The organism is Pseudomonas grandcourensis (assembly GCF_039909015.1).
Lineage (GTDB): Bacteria > Pseudomonadota > Gammaproteobacteria > Pseudomonadales > Pseudomonadaceae > Aquipseudomonas > Aquipseudomonas grandcourensis.
Window position 1 is genome coordinate 523,173 of record NZ_CP150919.1, and the last position, 19,703, is coordinate 542,875.

General features: G+C 60.1%; 12 protein-coding genes. 6 read left to right on the top strand and 6 right to left on the bottom strand.

Annotated features, from left to right (window positions below):
• Nucleotides 1-23: 23 nt before the first annotated feature.
• Complete coding sequence (locus AABM52_RS02295) at nt 24-1,766, bottom strand: potassium/proton antiporter (protein WP_347910219.1); 1,743 nt, start codon at nt 1,764-1,766, stop codon at nt 24-26.
• 301 nt (nt 1,767-2,067) lie between these two features.
• Between AABM52_RS02295 and AABM52_RS02300 the strand changes: the two genes are divergently transcribed.
• The 3 genes from AABM52_RS02300 (at nt 2,068) to AABM52_RS02310 (ending at nt 4,614) form a co-directional block, all read left to right on the top strand.
• Nucleotides 2,068-2,277 carry a hypothetical protein gene (locus AABM52_RS02300; protein ID WP_095943263.1) on the top strand — a complete coding sequence of 70 codons (210 nt, stop codon included), beginning with the start codon at nt 2,068-2,070 and terminating at the stop codon, nt 2,275-2,277.
• Nucleotides 2,274-2,576: a cell division protein ZapA gene (locus AABM52_RS02305; RefSeq protein WP_007981180.1), complete on the top strand. Its 303-nt coding sequence runs from the start codon at nt 2,274-2,276 to the stop codon at nt 2,574-2,576. The genes AABM52_RS02300 and AABM52_RS02305 overlap by 4 nt, the downstream gene beginning before the upstream one ends.
• 100 nt (nt 2,577-2,676) lie before the next feature.
• On the top strand, nt 2,677-4,614 hold the full coding sequence (locus AABM52_RS02310; RefSeq protein WP_347910221.1) for a methyl-accepting chemotaxis protein: 1,938 nt from the start codon (nt 2,677-2,679) through the stop codon (nt 4,612-4,614).
• A 158-nt stretch (nt 4,615-4,772) separates the two neighbouring features.
• Here the strand turns inward: AABM52_RS02310 and AABM52_RS02315 are convergent, their stop codons facing one another.
• Nucleotides 4,773-6,575, bottom strand: coding sequence for an acyl-CoA dehydrogenase (locus AABM52_RS02315; protein WP_347910222.1), 1,803 nt, complete (start codon nt 6,573-6,575; stop codon nt 4,773-4,775).
• Between the two features lie 256 nt (nt 6,576-6,831).
• Nucleotides 6,832-10,782, bottom strand: coding sequence for a trifunctional transcriptional regulator/proline dehydrogenase/L-glutamate gamma-semialdehyde dehydrogenase (putA, locus tag AABM52_RS02320; protein WP_347910224.1), 3,951 nt, complete (start codon nt 10,780-10,782; stop codon nt 6,832-6,834).
• Nucleotides 10,783-11,242: 460 nt separating this feature from the next.
• Between putA and putP the strand changes: the two genes are divergently transcribed.
• From putP to AABM52_RS02335, 3 genes are all read left to right on the top strand, one after another.
• The gene (gene putP, locus AABM52_RS02325) at nt 11,243-12,727 is read left to right on the top strand and encodes a sodium/proline symporter PutP (protein WP_347910225.1); all 1,485 of its coding nucleotides are present in this window, start codon (nt 11,243-11,245) and stop codon (nt 12,725-12,727) included.
• Nucleotides 12,728-13,157: 430 nt separating this feature from the next.
• Complete coding sequence (locus AABM52_RS02330; protein WP_347910227.1) at nt 13,158-13,481, top strand: hypothetical protein; 324 nt, start codon at nt 13,158-13,160, stop codon at nt 13,479-13,481.
• Nucleotides 13,482-13,596: 115 nt separating this feature from the next.
• Nucleotides 13,597-14,436: a 23S rRNA (adenine(2030)-N(6))-methyltransferase RlmJ gene (locus AABM52_RS02335; protein WP_347910228.1), complete on the top strand. Its 840-nt coding sequence runs from the start codon at nt 13,597-13,599 to the stop codon at nt 14,434-14,436.
• A gap of 54 nt (nt 14,437-14,490) precedes the next feature.
• On the opposite strand, the gene msrA is transcribed toward AABM52_RS02335, so the two are convergent.
• From msrA to AABM52_RS02350, 3 genes are all read right to left on the bottom strand, one after another.
• A complete protein-coding gene (msrA, locus tag AABM52_RS02340) occupies nt 14,491-15,156 on the bottom strand; it encodes a peptide-methionine (S)-S-oxide reductase MsrA (protein ID WP_347910230.1) in 666 nt (221 codons plus the stop codon).
• Between the two features lie 63 nt (nt 15,157-15,219).
• On the bottom strand, nt 15,220-17,913 hold the full coding sequence (locus AABM52_RS02345) for an EAL domain-containing protein (RefSeq protein WP_347910232.1): 2,694 nt from the start codon (nt 17,911-17,913) through the stop codon (nt 15,220-15,222).
• A gap of 234 nt (nt 17,914-18,147) precedes the next feature.
• A complete protein-coding gene (locus tag AABM52_RS02350) occupies nt 18,148-19,542 on the bottom strand; it encodes an alkaline phosphatase D family protein (protein WP_347910233.1) in 1,395 nt (464 codons plus the stop codon).
• Between the last annotated feature and the right edge of the window lie 161 nt (nt 19,543-19,703).

The following is a 19,703-nucleotide window of genomic DNA, read 5'->3' on the forward strand; positions in this document are numbered from 1 at the left end:
AAGCAAGTGATAGTGGAAGCAGTTTAGAGGAAGAGTCCGGGACCCGGGCGACTTCCTTCGGGGAATCTGACGCCCACTTTGCCGATCTTGTTCCCGTCCATGACGGCCACGGTCCAAATGGTGTTGTTCCATTCCACCTGGTCACCCACCACCGGCGCGCCGCCAACCTTCTGGGCAATGAAGTGGCCCAGGGACATGTCCGGATCGATGCCTTCGACCTTCAGGCCATAGAGGGCTGCAACCGCGGCCAGCTGGGCGTCTCCTTCGAGTACGAAGTCGCCGAAGAAGCGCAGATCGAGGCCTCGTTGAGGTGCTTGGCTGAAGAGTTTTCCGAGGGCCGGCAGGTTGTGTTCGTGGCCGATAACACAGAGCAAATCATCGACTTCCAGCACCGTACTACCCGACGGATGGAGCAATTGTTGGCCACGAAACAGGGCGGCGATACGGGTGCCTTCGGGCATTTTCAGCTCGCGCAGGGGCGAGCCGATGCACCATTTTTCCGCGCCGAGGCGATAGACGAACAGCTCCCACTCGCTGGTGACGTGTACTTCAAGGGCCGAGCGGGAGATGGGCGCAGGCTCCGGGGGCACCGTCACCTTCAGCAGCTTGGCGACCCACGGCAGGCTCGTGCCCTGAACCAGCAGCGACACCAGCACGATAAAGAACGCGAGGTTGAAGTACAGCTGGGCGTTGGGCAGGCCGGCCATCAGCGGGAACACCGCGAGAATGATCGGGACCGCGCCGCGCAGGCCGACCCAGGAGATGAACGCCTTCTCGCGACCATGGAATGCCTTGAACGGCAGCAGGCCAACCATCACCGACAGTGGCCGGGCAAACAGAATCATCCACAGCGCCAGGGCCAGTGCTGGCAAGGCGATGGGCAGCAGGTCGTGGGGCGTCACCAGCAGCCCCAGCACCAGGAACATGCCGATCTGCGACAGCCAGGCCATGCCGTCGAGCATGTGCAGGATACCGTGGCGGCTGCGCACCGGACGGTTGCCGATCACCAGGCCGCAGATATACACCGCCAGGAAGCCACTGCCGTGCAGGGCGTTGGTCAGGGCAAACACCACGAGGCCACCGGCAATCACCAGGATCGGATACAGGCCGGTGGCCAGGTTGATGCGGTTAACCAGTTGCAGCATCAGCCAGCCACCGCCCAGGCCGATGACGCCACCGATGCCGAATTCGCGGATCAGGTGGGTCAGCAGGCTCCAGTGCAGGCCGGTCTGGCCGCTGGCGAGCATGTCGATCAGGGTGACGGTGAGGAACACCGCCATCGGGTCGTTGCTGCCGGATTCGATTTCAAGGCTGGCGGTTACCCGTTCGTTCAGGCCTTTGCCACCCAATAGCGAGAACACCGCGGCGGCGTCGGTGGAGCCGACGATGGCGCCGATCAGCAGGCCCTGGATCAGGTTCAGGTTGAACAGCCATGCGGCCGCCATGCCGGTCAGCCCGGTGGTAATCAGCACGCCGACCGTGGCCAGAGAGAGCGCCGGCCATAACGCCACGCGGAAACTCGACACCCGGGTGCGCAAGCCGCCGTCGAGCAGGATCACTGCCAGTGCAAGGTTGCCCACCAGATAAGCCGTGGGGTAGTTATCAAAAAGAATGCCGGCGCCATCGACACCGGCCGCCATGCCGACGGCCAGGATGATCACCAGAATCGGGATGCCGAGACGGGACGACAGTGAGCTCACCAGAATGCTCGCACCTACCAGCAACGCGCCGATCAAGAACAGGCTGTTGATGGTCGTCGCATTCAAAGGCAGTACTCCAGAAAGCAGAAAGACGGGCGCAAACTGACCATGCAGTCTGCGTGCCAGCGATTCTAACCTGTTGAAATGTGATGCTGTCAAAAAGCTTTTGTCGCTTGCGCAGGGGAGAGGGGCCGCACAAACGCCACGGCGACGAAGTGCAGGAACCAGATCGGGCAAATACAGTCTCTACAGTTCGCGAGAAAGGTCGCTCGTCAGCAAAATCAAGGCTTTGCGCCTGTATAACCCTGGCATCCAGGGTGACTTTTCTTTATCGTACGCGCCCTTTGAAAAAGCCCGGAAAATCAAAATGTTGGAAGCATCCCTAAGCCAATTGGAACAACTGGTCAGCGACCTGGTGCAACAGAACCAGAACCTGACCGCGGAACTGGCCCAGGCCAAAGATGAAAACGAAAGCCTGCAACTGAGCCTGATGGAACACGAAGAGAAGCAAGGCGCCACGGCGGCTCGCATCCAGGCCCTGGTTGAGCGCGTCAGCGCAGGCCCTGTCAGCGCATGAGTTACAACGCCGCAGGGGTAAAAGTCGTCTCGATCCTGGGGGAGGACTATTCGATCAAGGCACCGGCCGGGGAAGAACAGACCCTGCTGGACGCCGCGATGATGTTGAAGGCAGCCCTGGCCGAAACCAAGAGGAAGTACCCGACGCTGATCGGTGACCGACTGCTGGTGCTGGCGGCGATGAATCTGTGCTCCCAGCAGATCGAAATGCAGAAACAGCACAAGCTCGAACTCGACCGTTACCAAGAGCAAGTCAGCGCCACGGTTGAAGTGATCTCCAAGACGATCAATCAGGCCTGATCGGCTTTGCGCACAACCAAAGAATAGATTGTCGGTTGGTTTGTATACAATCGGCACGGCTGTTGCAGTGTTTCAGCCTCTTATTCTTTGGGGGTGCTCCATGCAGTTCTGGCGACGCAGTATTCAATGGCAGTTGATCCTGAGCATGGGCACCGCTCTGCTCGTCAGTATCCTGATCGTGGTTGGCATTTATACCCTGGTGGTCAACCGCCTCGCCCAGAGCTATCTGGTCGAGCAAGCCTTGCCGTCGAGCATCGAAGCGATGCGCAACGACATCGAGCGGATCCTCGTTCAACCCCTCACCGCCGCCAAGGACATCGCCAGCAACAGCATGGTGCGCGACTGGTTGGCCGGGGGTGAAGACAGTGCTCAGGCCGGCACCTTTACTACCTATCTCGAAGGCATCCGCGCCGAGCACAAGGCCTTTACCGCGATTATTGTCGGCACCGCGTCCAACCATTACTTCACCGAAAAAGGCCTGGACCGGACCCTCAGTCGTTCCAATCCGAAAGACGCCTGGTTCTACTCGTTCCTCGACAGCAACCAGCCGCGCACCCTCAATATCGATAACGACACGGCCACCGGAGAATTGGCGCTGTTCATCGACTTCAAAGTCGAGCAGGCCGGCAAAGTCGTGGGCGTTGCCGGGCTTGGGCTGAGCATGAAAGAGCTGTCTGAGCTGATCCACAACTTCAGCTTCGGAGAGCGCGGCAAGGTCTATCTCGTGCGTTCTGACGGTTTGATCCAGGTTCACCCAGAGGCGCAATTCAGCGGCAAGCGTACGCTGGCTGAGCAGATTGGCGAGTCTGGGGCGCAAGCCGTCATTGGTCAAAAAACTGCCACAAACAGCAGCTTTACCCGCGACGGTGAAGATTTTCTAGCTTTGAGCTTGCCGCTGCGGGATTTGGGCTGGACCCTGGTGGCCGAAGTGCCGCAATCGCAGATCTACGCCGAAGCCCGCCGCGCCATGTGGATGAGCAGTGGCATCGGCCTGGCTGTGGCCCTGGTGTGCCTGTTGCTGGTGGTGTTGCTGGCCCGTGGTTTGGTGCGACCGATTCGTCAGGTAACAGCGGCATTGGTAGCAATCGGTAGCGGCGGTGGAGATTTGACCCACCGGTTAGATTCCAGTCGTGCCGATGAGCTGGGCGACCTGGCGCGCGGTTTCAATCGGTTCCTGGATAGCCAGCGCGACATGATCGGCGAAGTGCTGACCACCAGCGAACGCCTGCGCACCGCTGTCGGCCAGGTTGCACGGGTTGTGGATAACACCGCTGAGCGCTCCGGCCGACAACAGGAAATGACCGACATGGTCGCCACTGCTGTCCATGAAATGGGCCTGACCGTTCAGGAAATCGCCCAGAACGCCGGCAACGCAGCGGTCGCGTCGCAAACGGCTCGGGATGAGGCGATGCAGGCACGGGAAGTGGTGGGTGGCTCGATCCGCCATATCGAAAGCATGTCTGACGAAATCGGCGTCGCGGCCACGGCGGTGGGTGAGCTGGCCCATCAAGTGGCGTCTATCGATCAGGTGCTGGCGGTGATCCGCGGGATTTCCGAGCAGACCAACCTGTTGGCGCTCAACGCCGCTATCGAAGCGGCGCGGGCCGGGGATATGGGGCGCGGGTTTGCCGTGGTGGCCGATGAAGTGCGGACTTTGGCGCGGCGTACGCAGTCGTCAACCGATGAAATCCAGCAGATGATCGGCAGCCTCAAGCAGGGGGCGGAGAACGCGGTTTCATCCATGCATAGTGGACAAGCGGCAACCGGCACAGGCGTTGAATCGAGCCAGCGTACCGGGGCATCGTTGACCGCCATTACCGGGCAGGTCGAACGTATCAGTGACATGAACCATCAGGTGGCGACAGCGACCGAAGAGCAGTCGGCTGTGACTGAGGAAATCAACCGTAACGTGCAGGGGATTTCCGATCTGGCGCGGGCAACGGCGGGGGAGGTCAGGGCCTGTCGGGATGATTGCCAGACGTTGCAGCGGTTGGCGGATGATCTGGCGCGGCAGGTGGGTGGGTTCAAGCTGAGTTGAGAGACAACTTTGTGGCGAGGGAGCTTGCTCCCGCTCGGCTGCGAAGCAGTCGCAAATACAGGCAACACGGTGCATCACATACACCTGGGTTGCCGGATTTGGGAGCGCTTCGCACTCCAGCGGGAGCAAGCTCCCTCGCCACAAATACTTGCCGGTCGTCAGAACCACTCATCCTGCATCGTCAGGCACACATCATCCCGCGCCTCAAGAATCGCCAGTTCATGGTGGCAACCCGGCACTTCCCAGGTCAGGAAGTAGCGCGCCGCTTGCAGCTTGCCTTTATAGAAGGCCACATCCGCCGCATTACCCTTGGCCAAACCTTCCTCGGCACGGATCGCCTGCTCCAGCCAGCGCCAGCCAATGACGGTGTGGCCGAACACCTTCAGGTACAACGCCGAATTCGCCAGGCTGCTGTTGACCTTGCCTTGGGCCAGATCAGTCAGCAGGCCGATGGTCACGGTTTGCAAGCGGGCAACCAGTTTTTCCAGCGGTTCACGCAGCGGCGTCAACGAATCAAACGCCTGTGCACGCTCGCCAGTGTCGGCGATCAGGCGGATCAGTTGCTTGAGTCCCGCGCCACCGTTCTGCGCCAGTTTGCGGCCTAACAAATCCAGCGATTGAATGCCGTGGGTGCCTTCGTGGATCGGGTTCAGGCGGTTGTCGCGGTAGTACTGCTCCACCGGGTATTCGCGGGTGTAGCCGTGGCCGCCAAGGATCTGGATCGCCAGTTCGTTGGCCTTCAGGCAGAACTCCGAGGGCCAGGATTTGACGATAGGTGTCAGTAAATCCAGCAGTTCATGGGCCTGTTTGCGCTCGGCTTCGGTTGCAAGGGTGGTGGTGTCATCGAACAGCCGCGCCGCATAAAGACCTAAGTCAAATGAGCCTTCGACGTAAGCCTTTTGTGTCAGCAGCATGCGTTTGACGTCGGCGTGCTGAATGATTGCCACTGGCGCGGTGTTCGGATCCTTGCTGTCCGGTACGCGGCCCTGCGGGCGCTCGCGGGCGTATTCCAGCGAGTACAGATAGCCGGCGTAACCGAGCATTACCGCGCCCATGCCGACGCCGATCCGTGCCTCGTTCATCATCTGGAACATGTAGCTCAAGCCCTGGTGCGGCTTGCCCACCAGATAGCCGACGCACTCGCCGTTATCGCCGAAATTCAGCGCGGTGGAGGTGGTGCCACGCCAGCCCATCTTGTGGAACAGCCCGGCCAGCAACACATCGTTGCGTTGGCCGAGGCTGCCATCGTCGTTGACCAGGAACTTGGGCACGATGAACAGCGAAATACCCTTCACCCCGGCCGGTGCGTCCGGCAGCTTGGCCAGCACCATGTGCACGATGTTTTCCGACAGTGGGTGATCGCCGCCGGAGATGAAGATCTTGTTGCCCTTGAGGCGATAAGTGCCGTCGGACGCAGGTTCCGCGCGGGTACGAATATCCGACAGCGACGAGCCGGCGTGGGGTTCGGTCAAGGCCATGGTGCCGAAGAAACGGCCGTCGATCATCGGTTGCAGGAAGCGGCGCTTCTGTTCTTCGGTGCCGAAGCTTTCGATCAGGTTGGCCGCGCCCATGGTCAGGAACGGGTATGACGTCGAAGCCGCGTTTGCCGATTGAAAGTGCGCGAAGCAGGCCTGGGAAAGCAAGGTAGGAAGCTGCATGCCGCCAGCGTCGAAACTGCGCGCGGCATTGAGGAAACCCGCCTCCAGGAAGGCATCCACCGCCGGTTTCACTTCCGGAATCAGAATCGCCTGACCGTTCTCATAGCGCGGCTCGTTCTCGTCGCCCTTGCGGTTGTGCGGGGCGAAGAACTTCTCGGCGATGCTGCGGGCGGTGCCGATGGCTGCATCGAAGGTTTCGCGGTTGTGCTCGGCGAAACGCTCACGCTGGGTCAGGCCCTCGGCATCGAGGACTTCATACAGCTCGAAAGCCAGATTGCGGGAACTGAGCAACGTCTCGGACATGGCGGCCTACCTTTTGTTGGAATGGGCCGAGTCTAGTCGTGTGAATTTATGCTGAATAGCATGATTGATGAGCGTGATAGTTGGGCAGGGCGGCGACTTTGTAAGCGCCACAAACCACTGTGGGAGCGAGCCTGCTCGCGAAAGCGGTGAGTCAGACAACATTGAAGCCGACTGACACTCCGTCTTCGCGAGCAGGCTCGCTCCCACAGGGATTTTGCACGCCAGGCAGCCATTGCAGCTGCCTGGCGTATCGGTTTTAGCCGATGGTCATCAGGCTGGCATTACCACCCGCCGCAGCGGTGTTGACACTCAACGCCCGCTCGATCACCAGACGCTCCAGCGCAATGTTGGTTTCGCCTTGCGACAGGCCCTGCACACCGACGATGGCGCCGGCACGCTTGGCAACCTGCTGGCACACCGCACGCAACTGGTCGGAATGGCCGTGATGCAAGACCGCATCAAACACCACTTCGTCCTTGTTCCAGTCGGAAACCAGCTTGATGCGTGCCTGAATGTCCTTCGGCAGGCGTGCGAACAAGGCTTTGGTCATGTCAGCTTCCGGCCAGACCGCCGAACCACCGACAGCCAATACCGCAGCCAGTTGCGTCAGCAGATCGCCTTCGACTTCCGCCAGGCACAGCACGTGTTCACGCGGCAGGATCGCATAGCTGTTGCGCTCGCCGGTCGGGCCGGCCAGGAGGCGGGTGATGCCGCTTTGCGATTGCGCGGCGAACTGCACGCACAGGGTGCTCAGGTCGGCGAACTTGTGGCTGTCGGCCCAGGCTTTCAGGGCGGTCAGCGGCTTACTCATGGCGTCGCGCAGGCGAACGTCCGGTGCTGCGGCAGCATCGCCGCGAGCGAAGGATTGTTCGATCGCATCCGCAGGGCGGGTCGACAGCAGGCGGTACAGGTACAGCGGGCCGCCAGCTTTCGGGCCGGTACCCGACAGGCCTTCGCCGCCGAATGGCTGCACGCCTACCACTGCACCAACGATGTTGCGGTTGACGTAGACGTTACCGGCATTGACGTTGTCGATCACCTTGGCGATGGTCTCGTCGATGCGGGTGTGCACGCCCAGGGTCAGGCCGTAACCCGAAGCGTTGATCTGACCGATCAGTTGATCGATGTCTTTGCGCTTGTAGCGCACCACGTGCAGCACCGGGCCGAAGATCTCCCGCTGCAGTTCGTCGAAGCTTTCCAGTTCGATCAGCGTCGGCATCACGAAGGTGCCGCGTTTGACTTCTTCAGCATCGGCGATGGCCACCTGGTACACGCTGCGACCTTTGTCGCGCATGGCCTGGATGTGCTTCTCGATGCCAGCCTTGGCTTCGGCGTCGATCACCGGGCCGATGTCCACGGACAGACGCTCAGGGTTGCCGAGACGGCTTTCAGCCATCGCGCCCTTGAGCATTTCGATGACGCGGTCTGCGGAATCTTCCTGCAAGCACAGGACGCGCAGGGCAGAGCAACGCTGACCGGCGCTGTCGAATGCCGAGGAAACCACGTCGATCACCACTTGTTCGGTCAGTGCCGAAGAATCGACGATCATCGCGTTCTGGCCCCCGGTTTCGGCGATCAGCGGGATCGGACGACCCTGGCTGTCCAGGCGACCGGCAATGTTGCGTTGCAGCAGGCGAGCGACTTCGGTGGAACCGGTGAACATCACGCCTTTGACGCGATCGTCGCCGACCAGGCCGGCACCGACGGTTTCACCGCGACCCGGAAGCAGTTGCAGCACGCCTTCCGGGATACCGGCTTCGAGCAGCAGGCGCACGGCTTGGGCGGCAACCAGCGGAGTCTGTTCCGCAGGCTTGGCAAGTACCGGGTTACCAGCGGCCAATGCTGCAGCCACTTGACCACTGAAGATTGCCAGCGGGAAGTTCCATGGGCTGATGCACACAACCGGGCCCAGCGGACGGTGAGCGTCATTGGTGAAATCGTTGCGTGCCTGCACCGCGTAGTAACGCAGGAAGTCCACGGCTTCACGCACTTCGGCGATGGCGTTGGCGAAAGTCTTGCCGGCTTCGCGAGCCAACAGGCCCATCAGCGGCTGGATCTCGGCTTCCATCAAGTCAGCGGCGCGTTCCAGGATCGCTGCGCGCTCGGCTGGCGGAGTGGCTTGCCAGATTGGCGCAGCATTGAGGGCGCACTGGATCGCATTGTCGACGTCTTCGACGGTCGCTTCCTGCACGTGGCCGACCACGTCACGCAGATCGGACGGGTTCAGGACCGGTGCCGGTGCTTCGGTGCTGGAAGCACAGCCGAGCATCGGCGCCGCTTTCCAGTGGTTGTGCGCGGTGGCGAGCAGGGCGCAGGACAGGGAAGCCAGGCGATGTTCGTTGGCCATGTCGATGCCGCTGGAGTTGGCGCGCTCGGAGCCATACAGGTCACGCGGCAGCGGAATGCGTGGGTGCGGCAGGCCGAAACCACCTTCCACGGTCGCCATCTGCTCGATGCTGGCTACCGGATCGGCCACCAGTTCCTGGATGGAAATCGACTGGTCGGCGATACGGTTGACGAACGAGGTGTTCGCGCCGTTTTCCAACAGACGACGAACCAGATACGCCAGCAGGGTTTCGTGGGTGCCGACCGGAGCGTACACGCGGCACGGACGGTTCAGCTTGCCTTCGGAAACTTTGCCTACAACCTGTTCGTACAGCGGTTCACCCATGCCGTGCAGGCACTGGAACTCGTACTGACCCGGGTAATAGTTCTGACCGGCGATGTGATAAATGGCCGACAGGGTGTGGGCGTTGTGCGTGGCGAACTGCGGGTAGATGACTTCCGGCACCGACAGCAGTTTGCGGGCGCAAGCGATGTAGGAAACGTCGGTGTACACCTTGCGGGTGTAGACCGGGTAGCCTTCCAGGCCTTCGACCTGGGCGCGCTTGATTTCGCTGTCCCAGTACGCGCCTTTTACCAGGCGGATCATCAGGCGATGACGGCTGCGGCGAGCCAGGTCGATCACGTAGTCGATCACGTACGGGCAACGCTTCTGGTAAGCCTGGATCACGAAACCGATGCCGTTCCAGCCAGTCAGTTGCGGTTCGAAGCACAGGCGCTCGAGCAGATCCAGCGACAGCTCCAGGCGGTCGGCCTCTTCGGCGTCGATGTTCAGGCCGATGTCGTATTGCTTGGCCAGCAGGGTCAGCGACAGCAGGCGCGGGTACAACTCATCCATCACGCGCTCGTACTGGGCACGGCTGTAACGCGGATGCAGGGCGGACAGCTTGATCGAGATGCCCGGGCCTTCATAAATCCCGCGACCGTGGGAGGCTTTGCCGATCGAGTGGATGGCTTGTTCGTACGAGGCCAGGTACTTCTGCGCGTCGTGCTCGGTGAGTGCGGCTTCACCCAGCATATCGTAGGAATAGCGGAAGCCTTTGGCTTCGAACTTGCTGGCGTTGGCCAGGGCTTCGGCGATGGTTTCGCCGGTCACGAACTGCTCGCCCATCAGGCGCATGGCCATGTCGACGCCCTTGCGGATCATCGGCTCGCCGCTCTTGCCGATGATGCGGCTCAGGGACGAAGTCAGGCCGGATTCGTTGTGGGTCGACACCAGTTTGCCGGTCAGCAGCAAGCCCCAGGTGGCGGCGTTGACGAACAGCGACGGGCTGTTGCCCAGGTGCGGCTGCCAGTTGCCGGTACTGATCTTGTCGCGGATCAGGGCGTCGCGGGTGCCTTTGTCCGGGATGCGCAGCAGCGCTTCGGCCAGGCACATCAGCGCCACGCCTTCCTGAGACGACAGGGAGAATTCCTGCAGCAGGCCCTGGACGATGCCGGCACGGCCGCCGGCGCTCTTCTGGTTGCGCAGCTTTTCAGCAATCGAGGCGGCGAGTTTGTTGGTGGCGTCGCACATCGGTGCCGGCAGGCGAGCCTGCTCGATCAGCATCGGCACGACTTCCGGCTCAGGGCGACGGTAGGCGGCGGTGATCGAGGCGCGCAGTACCGATTGCGGCAGGATGCTTTCGGCGAATTCGAGGAAGCACTGGTGGGCGTGATCCAGAGGCGCGTCGACGCTGTCGTCGGAATCCTTGGTCAAACCGCTCAGCTCGGTCAGGGTTGCACCACCCTCGAGTTTTTCCAGGTAATTGAAGATTGCCTGCTTGATCAGCCAGTGCGGCGTGCGATCAATCGAGGTCGCGGCGGCCTTGAGGCGTTCGCGGGTCGGGTCGTCAAGTTTGACCCCAAGGGTGGTGGTAGCCATGTTTTTATCCTCATGTTTGCCACGACTGCGTGGCATCAGCTGGCGGCAAGATTAGCCGTGCGACTGTTGAGGTGCAACCGGGTGCAACCCTTTTTTGTCGGAATATTACGCAGCTCGTCAGGAAATAAACTCTGGTACGACGGTGCCGCCTCTGCTTGGTGCTTTTTAGGTTGGTTAGCCCCCGTTTTTGCTCCGAAAAGGAGCAAAAAAACCGGGATTGAAGTTTATTTCCGACTGGGTGCAACTTATTCTCGAGAAACTGGTTGCACCTTATTTGCTTTGTTGAATAGCATTCGCGCCCAAGGTGCAACCCGGAAAAATCCGGGTGCTCCGGCTGATGGCTTTCCTGGGGAAACATCAGTCATAAATGCGCGGGAATCCGGATCGTTTGTCAAACGTATGCGTTTGCGAGCGGTTCACCAGCCGCCGCTACATAAAAACAAAGCCAGGGCGTAACTTAATGAGCGTAAGCAATCCAACCCTGATCACGTTCGTGATCTACATCGCAGCAATGGTGCTGATCGGCTTGATGGCCTATCGCTCCACCAACAACCTTTCCGACTACATTCTGGGCGGCCGCAGCCTGGGCAGCGTCGTGACCGCACTGTCCGCCGGTGCCTCCGACATGAGCGGCTGGTTGTTGATGGGTTTGCCCGGCGCGATCTACATGTCCGGCCTTTCCGAAAGCTGGATCGCCATCGGCCTGATCATCGGCGCCTACCTGAACTGGCTGTTCGTCGCCGGCCGTCTGCGTGTGCAGACCGAGCACAACGGTGACGCACTTACCCTGCCGGACTACTTCGCCAGCCGTTTCGAAGACAAAAGCGGCCTGCTGCGGATCATCTCTGCGGTTGTGATCCTGGTGTTCTTCACCATCTATTGCGCTTCCGGCATCGTGGCCGGCGCCCGTCTGTTCGAAAGCACCTTCGGCATGTCCTACGAGACGGCGCTGTGGGCCGGTGCTGCGGCGACGATTGCCTACACCTTTATCGGCGGATTCCTGGCCGTGAGCTGGACCGATACCGTACAAGCCACCCTGATGATCTTCGCGTTGATCCTGACGCCGGTTATCGTGCTGCTGGCCACTGGCGGCGTCGACACCACTTTCCTGGCCATCGAAGCGCAAGATCCAAGCAACTTCGACATGCTCAAGGGCACCACTTTCATCGGCATCATCTCGCTGATGGGCTGGGGTCTGGGCTACTTCGGCCAGCCGCACATCCTTGCGCGTTTCATGGCTGCCGATTCGGTTAAATCGATCGCCAAGGCCCGTCGCATCTCCATGACCTGGATGATCCTGTGCCTGGGCGGCACCGTGGCAGTCGGCTTCTTCGGTATCGCCTACTTCTCGGCGCACCCGGAGGTGGCTGGCGCAGTCTCCGAGAACCACGAGCGTGTGTTCATCGAGCTGGCCAAGATCCTCTTCAACCCATGGATCGCGGGTATCCTGCTGTCGGCCATCCTGGCTGCGGTGATGAGCACCCTGAGCTGCCAGTTGCTGGTGTGCTCAAGCGCCCTGACCGAAGACTTCTACAAGACCTTCCTGCGTAAATCCGCTTCCCAGGTTGAACTGGTGTGGGTCGGCCGTGCCATGGTGCTGTTGGTTGCCCTGATTGCTATCGCACTGGCGGCCAACCCGGAAAACCGTGTACTGGGTCTGGTGAGCTACGCCTGGGCCGGTTTCGGTGCTGCATTCGGTCCGGTCGTGCTGATCTCCGTGATCTGGAAGGACATGACCCGCAACGGCGCACTGGCCGGTATCCTGGTCGGCGCGATCACCGTGATCGTCTGGAAACACTTCGAACTGCTGGGCCTGTACGAAATCATCCCGGGCTTCATCTTCGCCAGCCTGGCGATCTACTTCGTCAGCAAAATGGGCACGCCGACTGCCGGCATGTTCCAGCGTTTTGCTGCTGCAGAGAATGATTACCGCCTGAACAAGTGATGAGTGATGGGTTGAACTCTTCCCATCGCTGATAAAAGAACGGCTCGCAGCTTTAATAGTGCGGGCCGTTTTTTTTGCTTCTCCGATATCCGTGGTGCGAATTTTCCGGGCAGGGTCCTCGGACGTTTCCTTCAAAACCTAGCGGTTTTCATGAAGTGGTGCGATGCGAGTTCCGTCGATAGTCTTTGGTGGTCGCTGACAATTCAGTGACGGGGTGTAGGAACCCGTTAAGACCATGAGAAACGCTTTGGCGTCGACACCTGATTTGCGGCCACCAACGTGCGCCCGTAAGATCTGTTGCGGCGGCTGTGCGCGGGCACGCTTCGGCGTGGTCGAGTTCTCTGGTCTCGATATTCCTACCCCGCGTATGGCTGCCACCCAAGCCTGTAGGAAGGCCGATGGTAGTCCCACTTCTACCAGAGGTTAAAAAATGAAAACAATTCACCCGGACCCACCCTACGAAAAACCAATCCCCCATCCCGACAGCCGCTTCATGGCATTGACCAGCAACTGCAACGATATGCCCACCCTGTTCGTCGACACCCATGCGCCACTCGACATCCTCGCCGATGCCGCCAACTACCGAATTCGCGCAGTTACCCAAGTGCTTGAGAACCTGTCCATGCGCGGTTCGATCGAGTGCGAGTCGTTCATCCTCAGCGATTTCGCCTTGCTCTGTGCAATTACGTTGCGCGATGGCTGTGATGTGCTGGATGTGGTTGGGCGGCGGTTGCGGGCGCAGACGTCGGCTTAGCGCAGAAGGCTTTTGTGGTGAGGGGGTGTGCAGTGCCTCAACTGGCCGCTCGGCTGCGACCCCCTGACTTGCCGGCCGGTAAAAGGTAAACTTCCCGGCCTTCGCAGGAGCAGCCATGAATTATCGTCACGCCTTCCATGCCGGCAATCACGCCGATGTGTTCAAACACCTGACCTTGACCCGCCTCATCGCCCTGATGTCGCGCAAGGAGCAGCCGTTTGCCTATCTCGACACTCACGCCGGCATCGGTCTGTATGACCTTCAGGGTGATCAGGCCAACCGTACCGGTGAGTACCTGGAAGGCATTGCGCGTTTGTGGGATCAGCCGGATCTGCCGATCCTGACCGCTGATTACATGCAAGTGCTGCACGAGATGAACCCGGATGGTCAGTTGCGCTATTACCCGGGGTCGCCGGAGCTGGCGCGACGTCTGACTCGTCCGCAGGATCGCGTGTTGCTCAACGAGAAACACCCGGAAGACGGTGTGCTGCTCAAGGACAACATGGCCGGTGATCGCCGGGTCAAGGTGCACTTGGGTGAAGGCTGGCACGTGCCCCGGGCTTTGCTGCCGGTGCCGGAGAAACGTGCGGTGATGCTGATCGATCCGCCGTTCGAGAAGCTCGACGAGATGCAGCGCTGTGCCGCGTCGTTGAAGGAAGCGATTGGCCGGATGCGCCAGACAGTGGCGGCTATCTGGTACCCGGTGAAGGATCAGCGCGCGCTGCGCCGCTTCTATCAGGACCTGGCCGGTACCGGTGCGCCGAAGTTGTTGCGGGTGGAGTTGCTGGTGCATCCGCTGGATACGCCCAACAGCCTGAACGGTTCCGGGCTGGCGATTGCCAATCCGCCGTGGGGGCTGGAGGAAGAGTTGCGTGAGCTGCTGCCGTGGTTGTCCCAGAAGCTGGGGCAGACCCAGGGTGGGTGGCAGATGGATTGGTTGATTGCCGAGAGTTGATCAGCAATCAACAACCAGTGGCGAGGGAGCAAGCTCCCTCGCCACAGTTCAGGGTTAGTTGCCCGCCAGGCTCGGTGGCATGCACACGCCGGTACCGCCGATCCCGCAATAGCCTTCCGGATTTTTCGCCAGGTATTGCTGGTGATACGTCTCGGCAAAGTAGACGGTCGGGGCCTGGTCGATTTCGGTGCTGATTTCACCGAGACCGGCCTTGGACAGCTCGGCCTGGTAGATTTCCTTGCTCTTGAGCGCCGCGTCCAGTTGTTCCTGGCTGGTGGCGTAGATCGCCGAACGGTACTGGGTGCCGATGTCATTGCCCTGGCGCATGCCCTGCGTCGGGTTGTGCAGTTCCCAGAACATCGCCAGCAGTGCTTCGTAGCTGACCCTGGCCTTGTCATACACCACCAGCACTACTTCGGTGTGGCCGGTCAGGCCCGAGCAGACTTCTTCGTAGGTCGGGTTCGGCGTGAAACCGCCGGCGTAGCCGACCACGGTGCTGACCACGCCTTCGCGCTGCCAGAAGCGGCGTTCCGCGCCCCAGAAGCAGCCGAGGCCGAAGATCGCGAAGTCGACGTCTTCGAAGAACGGGCCGAGCAACGGGGTGTCTTTAAACACAAAGTGTTTTTCAGGCAGGGTCATCGCGGTTTCGCGGCCGGGCAGAGCTTGTTCTTTAGTCGGGAGCACGTTTTTGTTCACCAGAATTTCCGAGCGCAGAACCATGATCAGTCCTCTCAGTCAGGATAATTAGACAGGCAAGCAGTTTGCCCGAGAGTTGGATCGCTGTCAGGCGATTGGGCCACGCGGGTAGCGCTTGAGCTTGTCGATCAGCTCATTGCCCGGGATCGGACGGTCGAACAGGTAGCCCTGGCCGACGTCGCAGCGGTGACGGCGCAGGAACGACAACTGCTCGGCGGTTTCGATGCCTTCAGCCACGACCTTGAGTTTCAGGTTGTGGGCCATGGCGATCACCGCGGAGGTGATTTCCATGTCGTCCTGGTTGTCCGGGATTTCGTGGATGAAGCTTCGATCGATCTTGATGATGTCGATGGGGAATTTTTTCAAGTAGCTGAGCGACGAGTAACCGGTGCCGAAGTCATCCATGGCCAGGGTCAGGCCCAGGCGCTTGAGCTGGTCGAGCTGCAGGTGGGTGTCTTCGGTGGCTTCCAGCAGCAGGCCCTCGGTCAGCTCCAGCTCCAGCAAATGAGCCGGCAGGGCTTCTTCCTTGAGGATGTTGGCAATGGAGGCCACCAGGTCCGGGTCGGAGAACTGCTTGGGCGACAGGTTGATCGCCACTTGCAGGTTGCCCAGTCCGGCGGCGGTCAGCGCTTTGCTCATGCGGCAGGCCTGGCGGGCGATCCATTTGCCGATCGGAATGATCAGCCCGGTTTCTTCGGCGACGCTGATGAACTGATCCGGGCGGATCATGCCCTTTTCCGGATGGTCCCAGCGCAGCAGTGCTTCCATCCCGAGCAGGCGACCGCTGCGCAGGCACAGCTTTGGCTGGTAGAACACGTCGAGTTCGTTCTGGGTCAGGGCGCGGCGCAGGTTGTTTTCAACGAACAGTTTGTAGCTGGCCTCGGCGTTCAGCGCTTCGGTGAACACTTGCACCTGGTGTTTGCCGTTGGCCTTGGCCTTGTGCAGCGCCAACCCGGCGTTGCGCATCAGGGTTTGCGGATCGCGCCCGTGCAGCGGCGCGCAGGCCAGGCCCACGGAGCCTGTGACGCTGATCAACTGGTTGTCGACGAACATCGGTTTGTCGAGGGTCGCCAGCAATTGGTTGGCCACTTGCTGGCCGACGGTGAGGTCGCTGTTGTCCAGCAACACGGCGAATTCGTTGCTGGCGAATCGCGCCAGGCTGCCGCTCGGGATCAGGCTGTTTCGCAGGCGCCGGGCCAGGCTGATCAGCAGTTTGTCGCCGGTCTGGTGGCCGAGGCTGTCGTTGATCCGCTTGAAGTTGTCGATGTCCACCAGCAACAGGCTGATCGGCGCGTCGCTGTCCCGGGCGAAGCGTTCATCGAGGTTGCGGATGAACGCCGGGCGGTTGCCGAGGTTGGTCAGGTTGTCGGTGTAGGCCAGGCGCTCGATGCGCTGCTGGGCGAGCTTGGTTTGGGTGATGTCTTCGTAGATGCCGATGTAGTGGGTCAGCTCGCGGTTGTCGCCGTAAACCTTGGAGATCGACAACTGGCCCCAGTAGGGTTCGAGGTTTTTCCGGCGGCTCTTGAATTCGCCTTGCCAACTGTTGCTCTTGGCCAGCGCCGAAGGCGCGTCGAACAGCAGTTCGCTGAGGTTCTCCAGGGCCGGTAGTTCTGACAGGCGCTGACCGTGCACTTCTTCGGTGGAATATTGGGTGATCGCGGTGAAGCTCGGGTTGACGTATTCCACCACGCCATCGCAGTTGACCAGCAAAAAGGCGTTGGCACTTTGTTCGACCGCACGCTGGAACAGGTGCAGGGCGCTGGTGGCGGCGCGCCGGTTGTGGTTGCTGATAACCTGGGCAAACTGGTCCGCCAGCTCTCCGGCGAAGGCGATTTCATCCGACTGCCAGGCGCGGGTCGCCCCGGTCTGCTCCAGGCACAAGACGCCGACCACCTGGCCATCGACGCGGATACTGGCGTCGAGCATTGCGTTGACGTCGCGCGGGCGCAGGCTTTCGGCCATCTCCCGGGTGCGCGGGTCGCGCATGGCGTTATGAGCGTCGATGGCACGGCCGGTGTGCAGGGCGTCGAGGTAATCAGGGAAAACGCTGACATCGATCGGCTGTGGCAGCAGGTATTCCTGACTCGTGCGGTGATAAGCCGAGATCGGCACCAGCATCGAGCCTTCGAGGTGCCACAGGCTGGCGCAGTCGATTTCGTAAATATCGCAGGCGCTACGGGTGATCAGCTCGGCGGCTTCGCGCAAGGAATTGTTGCTGCTGTAGCGTTGACGGGTGAGCAGCAGGATCAGGTCCTGCTGGGCACGCACTCGCTCTAGGTGCAGCAGTTGTTCCTGCTGGGCGCGCTGATTGAGTTCCAGGGCGATTTGCAGGCGTGAGTTCTGGGTTTCCAGATCCAGGGCCGGTTGCAACGGGTCGTCCTCGAACAGGCCGTCGATGACCAGCAGATAGCCGCGCAACAGGTGTCTATTGTGTTGTTTGAAGGCTTCGCCCAGTTCAAGCAGAGTCAAGGAGCCAGCGGCGGTGTGCAGGGTGTAGCGGATCAGGTAGTGCGTGCTTTCAGTCAGTTGCTGCTGGATCGCGTCGTGCAATTGATAGCGCGCTTGCGGCTCCATCAGGCTGGCGTAGGGCGAGCCCACCAGCGCACACAGCTCAACGGCGGGCAGGCCGAACTGGCGTTCGCAATTGGGATCGAGAAACAGCAGTGCCCAGCTGGGTTCATTAAGCCGTTCGAAACGCAGCATGCCGAGCCGCGAGGGCACAGGCAACTGCGTCACTACCTCGGCCACCATACGGCTGGCGGCATCGGGTTGGCTTTTCATGGAGGGAAACTCGCTTCGAATATGCTGAACGCGCCGGGCTCTCGCCCTCTTTACTGTTGCCTGCGGCAAGGTTGCATCATTGCGACACCGACTGACAAGAGAGATGAAGGCCAAGTGCTATAAGAATATGTCGGCAGGCGATGGGATTTCTTCAGTCAGTGGCAAAAAGTATTGCTATCAGCCGAAAAATCGCAGTTTTGCAAGTATTGCCAATGACTGCGATCGGTTTCCGGGTCAGCGAATCGGGATGCCAATGGACTGTAGAGGCTTGCCCTCCCGGTCGTGGAAATTCACCTGAAGCTGCCTCGCCTCGACGACCAGGTGGGCAAAGTTATCCTGGCTGATCACGTTGCTGGTCAGCTCATGCCGATAGTCGCCGGAGGCGGTGCGGATCAAGGGTTGATCGAGCACGAACGTGGAGGCTGTGGCATAGGGCAACATTCTGCTGTTGCACAGTGGTGACGAGACGATGGTGTGGACTTCGAAGTCCGCATCCTCGCTGTGGGTCAGGCGACTGGTCAGCGAGCCGTGGACATCGCCGGAAATGAACACGACGTTTTTGATGCGGTGTGTGCGTATGGTCTCCAGCAACCGTAGCCGTTGTTCGGGGAAGGCCTGCCAGGCGTCATCATCCGAGCGTTTTTGGTCAGGGTAGAACATGACACTGGTGACCACGAATTTGACCCGCGCCGGGCTGTGGATCAGCCAGTCGCACAAGGCCTGTTCCTGGGCTGCGTCGAGAATGCGTCGGTCAGTGGCCGACAGATTGCGTCGGGTTCGACTGTCGGTAACAAACCATTCGATATCACCTTCAGTAAATTGATACCAGTATTTCTCCAGTCGTTTATTTATCAGTCCATCATCGGTTAGTGCCTGGGCTGGACTATGGCTGGCCTGATACAGCTCATAGGCCCTGATTGCGTTTGCATATAAGTAGTCATCGGACTTGCTCTTGTTGGCGGGCCAGTTGTCTTCTATTTCATGGTCGTCAAGGATCATGTAAGTAGGCAGGTTGGACATTAGCCTGGCGATATTTGTTTGCGAAAATGCCACGCGATATTTATGCAGGATCTCCTTGAGTTCCCGATCCGGGGCAATGATGTTCAAATCATCGACATAGATTTGGTCTCCCGTCATCACCAGCGCACTGACAGGAGGACTGGCTTGCTCCACCAGCCGTGAAATTGAAGCGAAGACTCTGTCGCCCAAGTGAGGGGCGAATGCGATGCCGGCGGTCATGTGCAGATATCGGCAGGAGCCGACAATGTAGGCCCTTGGCAGACCGGCCTGGCTGGAACGGGTGCGCAAGTGATAAACCTGCCGTGGCCATTGCAGCGGCAGTTCCTTCACCGTGTCGACGGTGTGCGCCGGGCTCGTCGGGCTGAACCACCCCGCCTGATACTCATAGTCGGCGTCGGCGGACAGATTGTTTAGTGCAAAGACTTCGCACATGTCGTGCTCGGGTTCGAGTTTCGCAAAGTTACCTTTTGACCAGTGATCTTCGCCTTGTCGTCTATAACGAATCCCGGCAAATACCAAAGTGTCTTTATTGTGTTCGCCGCGCAAAAAAATACGGGCATGATTAGTGGTGGTGTGGCCAATAATCGGGCCGACAGTTGGTTTGAGCATGTTTGAGTCCATTCTGCTGCCAACGAATTGGTTAGCTGGTTGTTTCGGATGTAATAAGTAGTCTTTCAGTCAAGGCTAGTTATTTGGCCCGAAAAAATATCTGGCGGAAATGGATTAGAGTTGTGGGCGATATCAGCCACAAATGTAGGAAGAAGTCTTAA

Coding starts and splice junctions, on each gene's coding strand:
- AABM52_RS02300 (WP_095943263.1), top strand. CDS start 2,068: ATGTTGGAAGCATCCCTAAGCCAATTGGAACAACTGGTCAGCGACCTG.
- AABM52_RS02305 (WP_007981180.1), top strand. CDS start 2,274: ATGAGTTACAACGCCGCAGGGGTAAAAGTCGTCTCGATCCTGGGGGAG.
- AABM52_RS02310 (WP_347910221.1), top strand. CDS start 2,677: ATGCAGTTCTGGCGACGCAGTATTCAATGGCAGTTGATCCTGAGCATG.
- AABM52_RS02315 (WP_347910222.1), bottom strand. CDS start 6,575: ATGTCCGAGACGTTGCTCAGTTCCCGCAATCTGGCTTTCGAGCTGTAT.
- putA (WP_347910224.1), bottom strand. CDS start 10,782: ATGGCTACCACCACCCTTGGGGTCAAACTTGACGACCCGACCCGCGAA.
- putP (WP_347910225.1), top strand. CDS start 11,243: ATGAGCGTAAGCAATCCAACCCTGATCACGTTCGTGATCTACATCGCA.
- AABM52_RS02330 (WP_347910227.1), top strand. CDS start 13,158: ATGAAAACAATTCACCCGGACCCACCCTACGAAAAACCAATCCCCCAT.
- AABM52_RS02335 (WP_347910228.1), top strand. CDS start 13,597: ATGAATTATCGTCACGCCTTCCATGCCGGCAATCACGCCGATGTGTTC.
- msrA (WP_347910230.1), bottom strand. CDS start 15,156: ATGGTTCTGCGCTCGGAAATTCTGGTGAACAAAAACGTGCTCCCGACT.
- AABM52_RS02345 (WP_347910232.1), bottom strand. CDS start 17,913: ATGAAAAGCCAACCCGATGCCGCCAGCCGTATGGTGGCCGAGGTAGTG.
- AABM52_RS02350 (WP_347910233.1), bottom strand. CDS start 19,542: ATGCTCAAACCAACTGTCGGCCCGATTATTGGCCACACCACCACTAAT.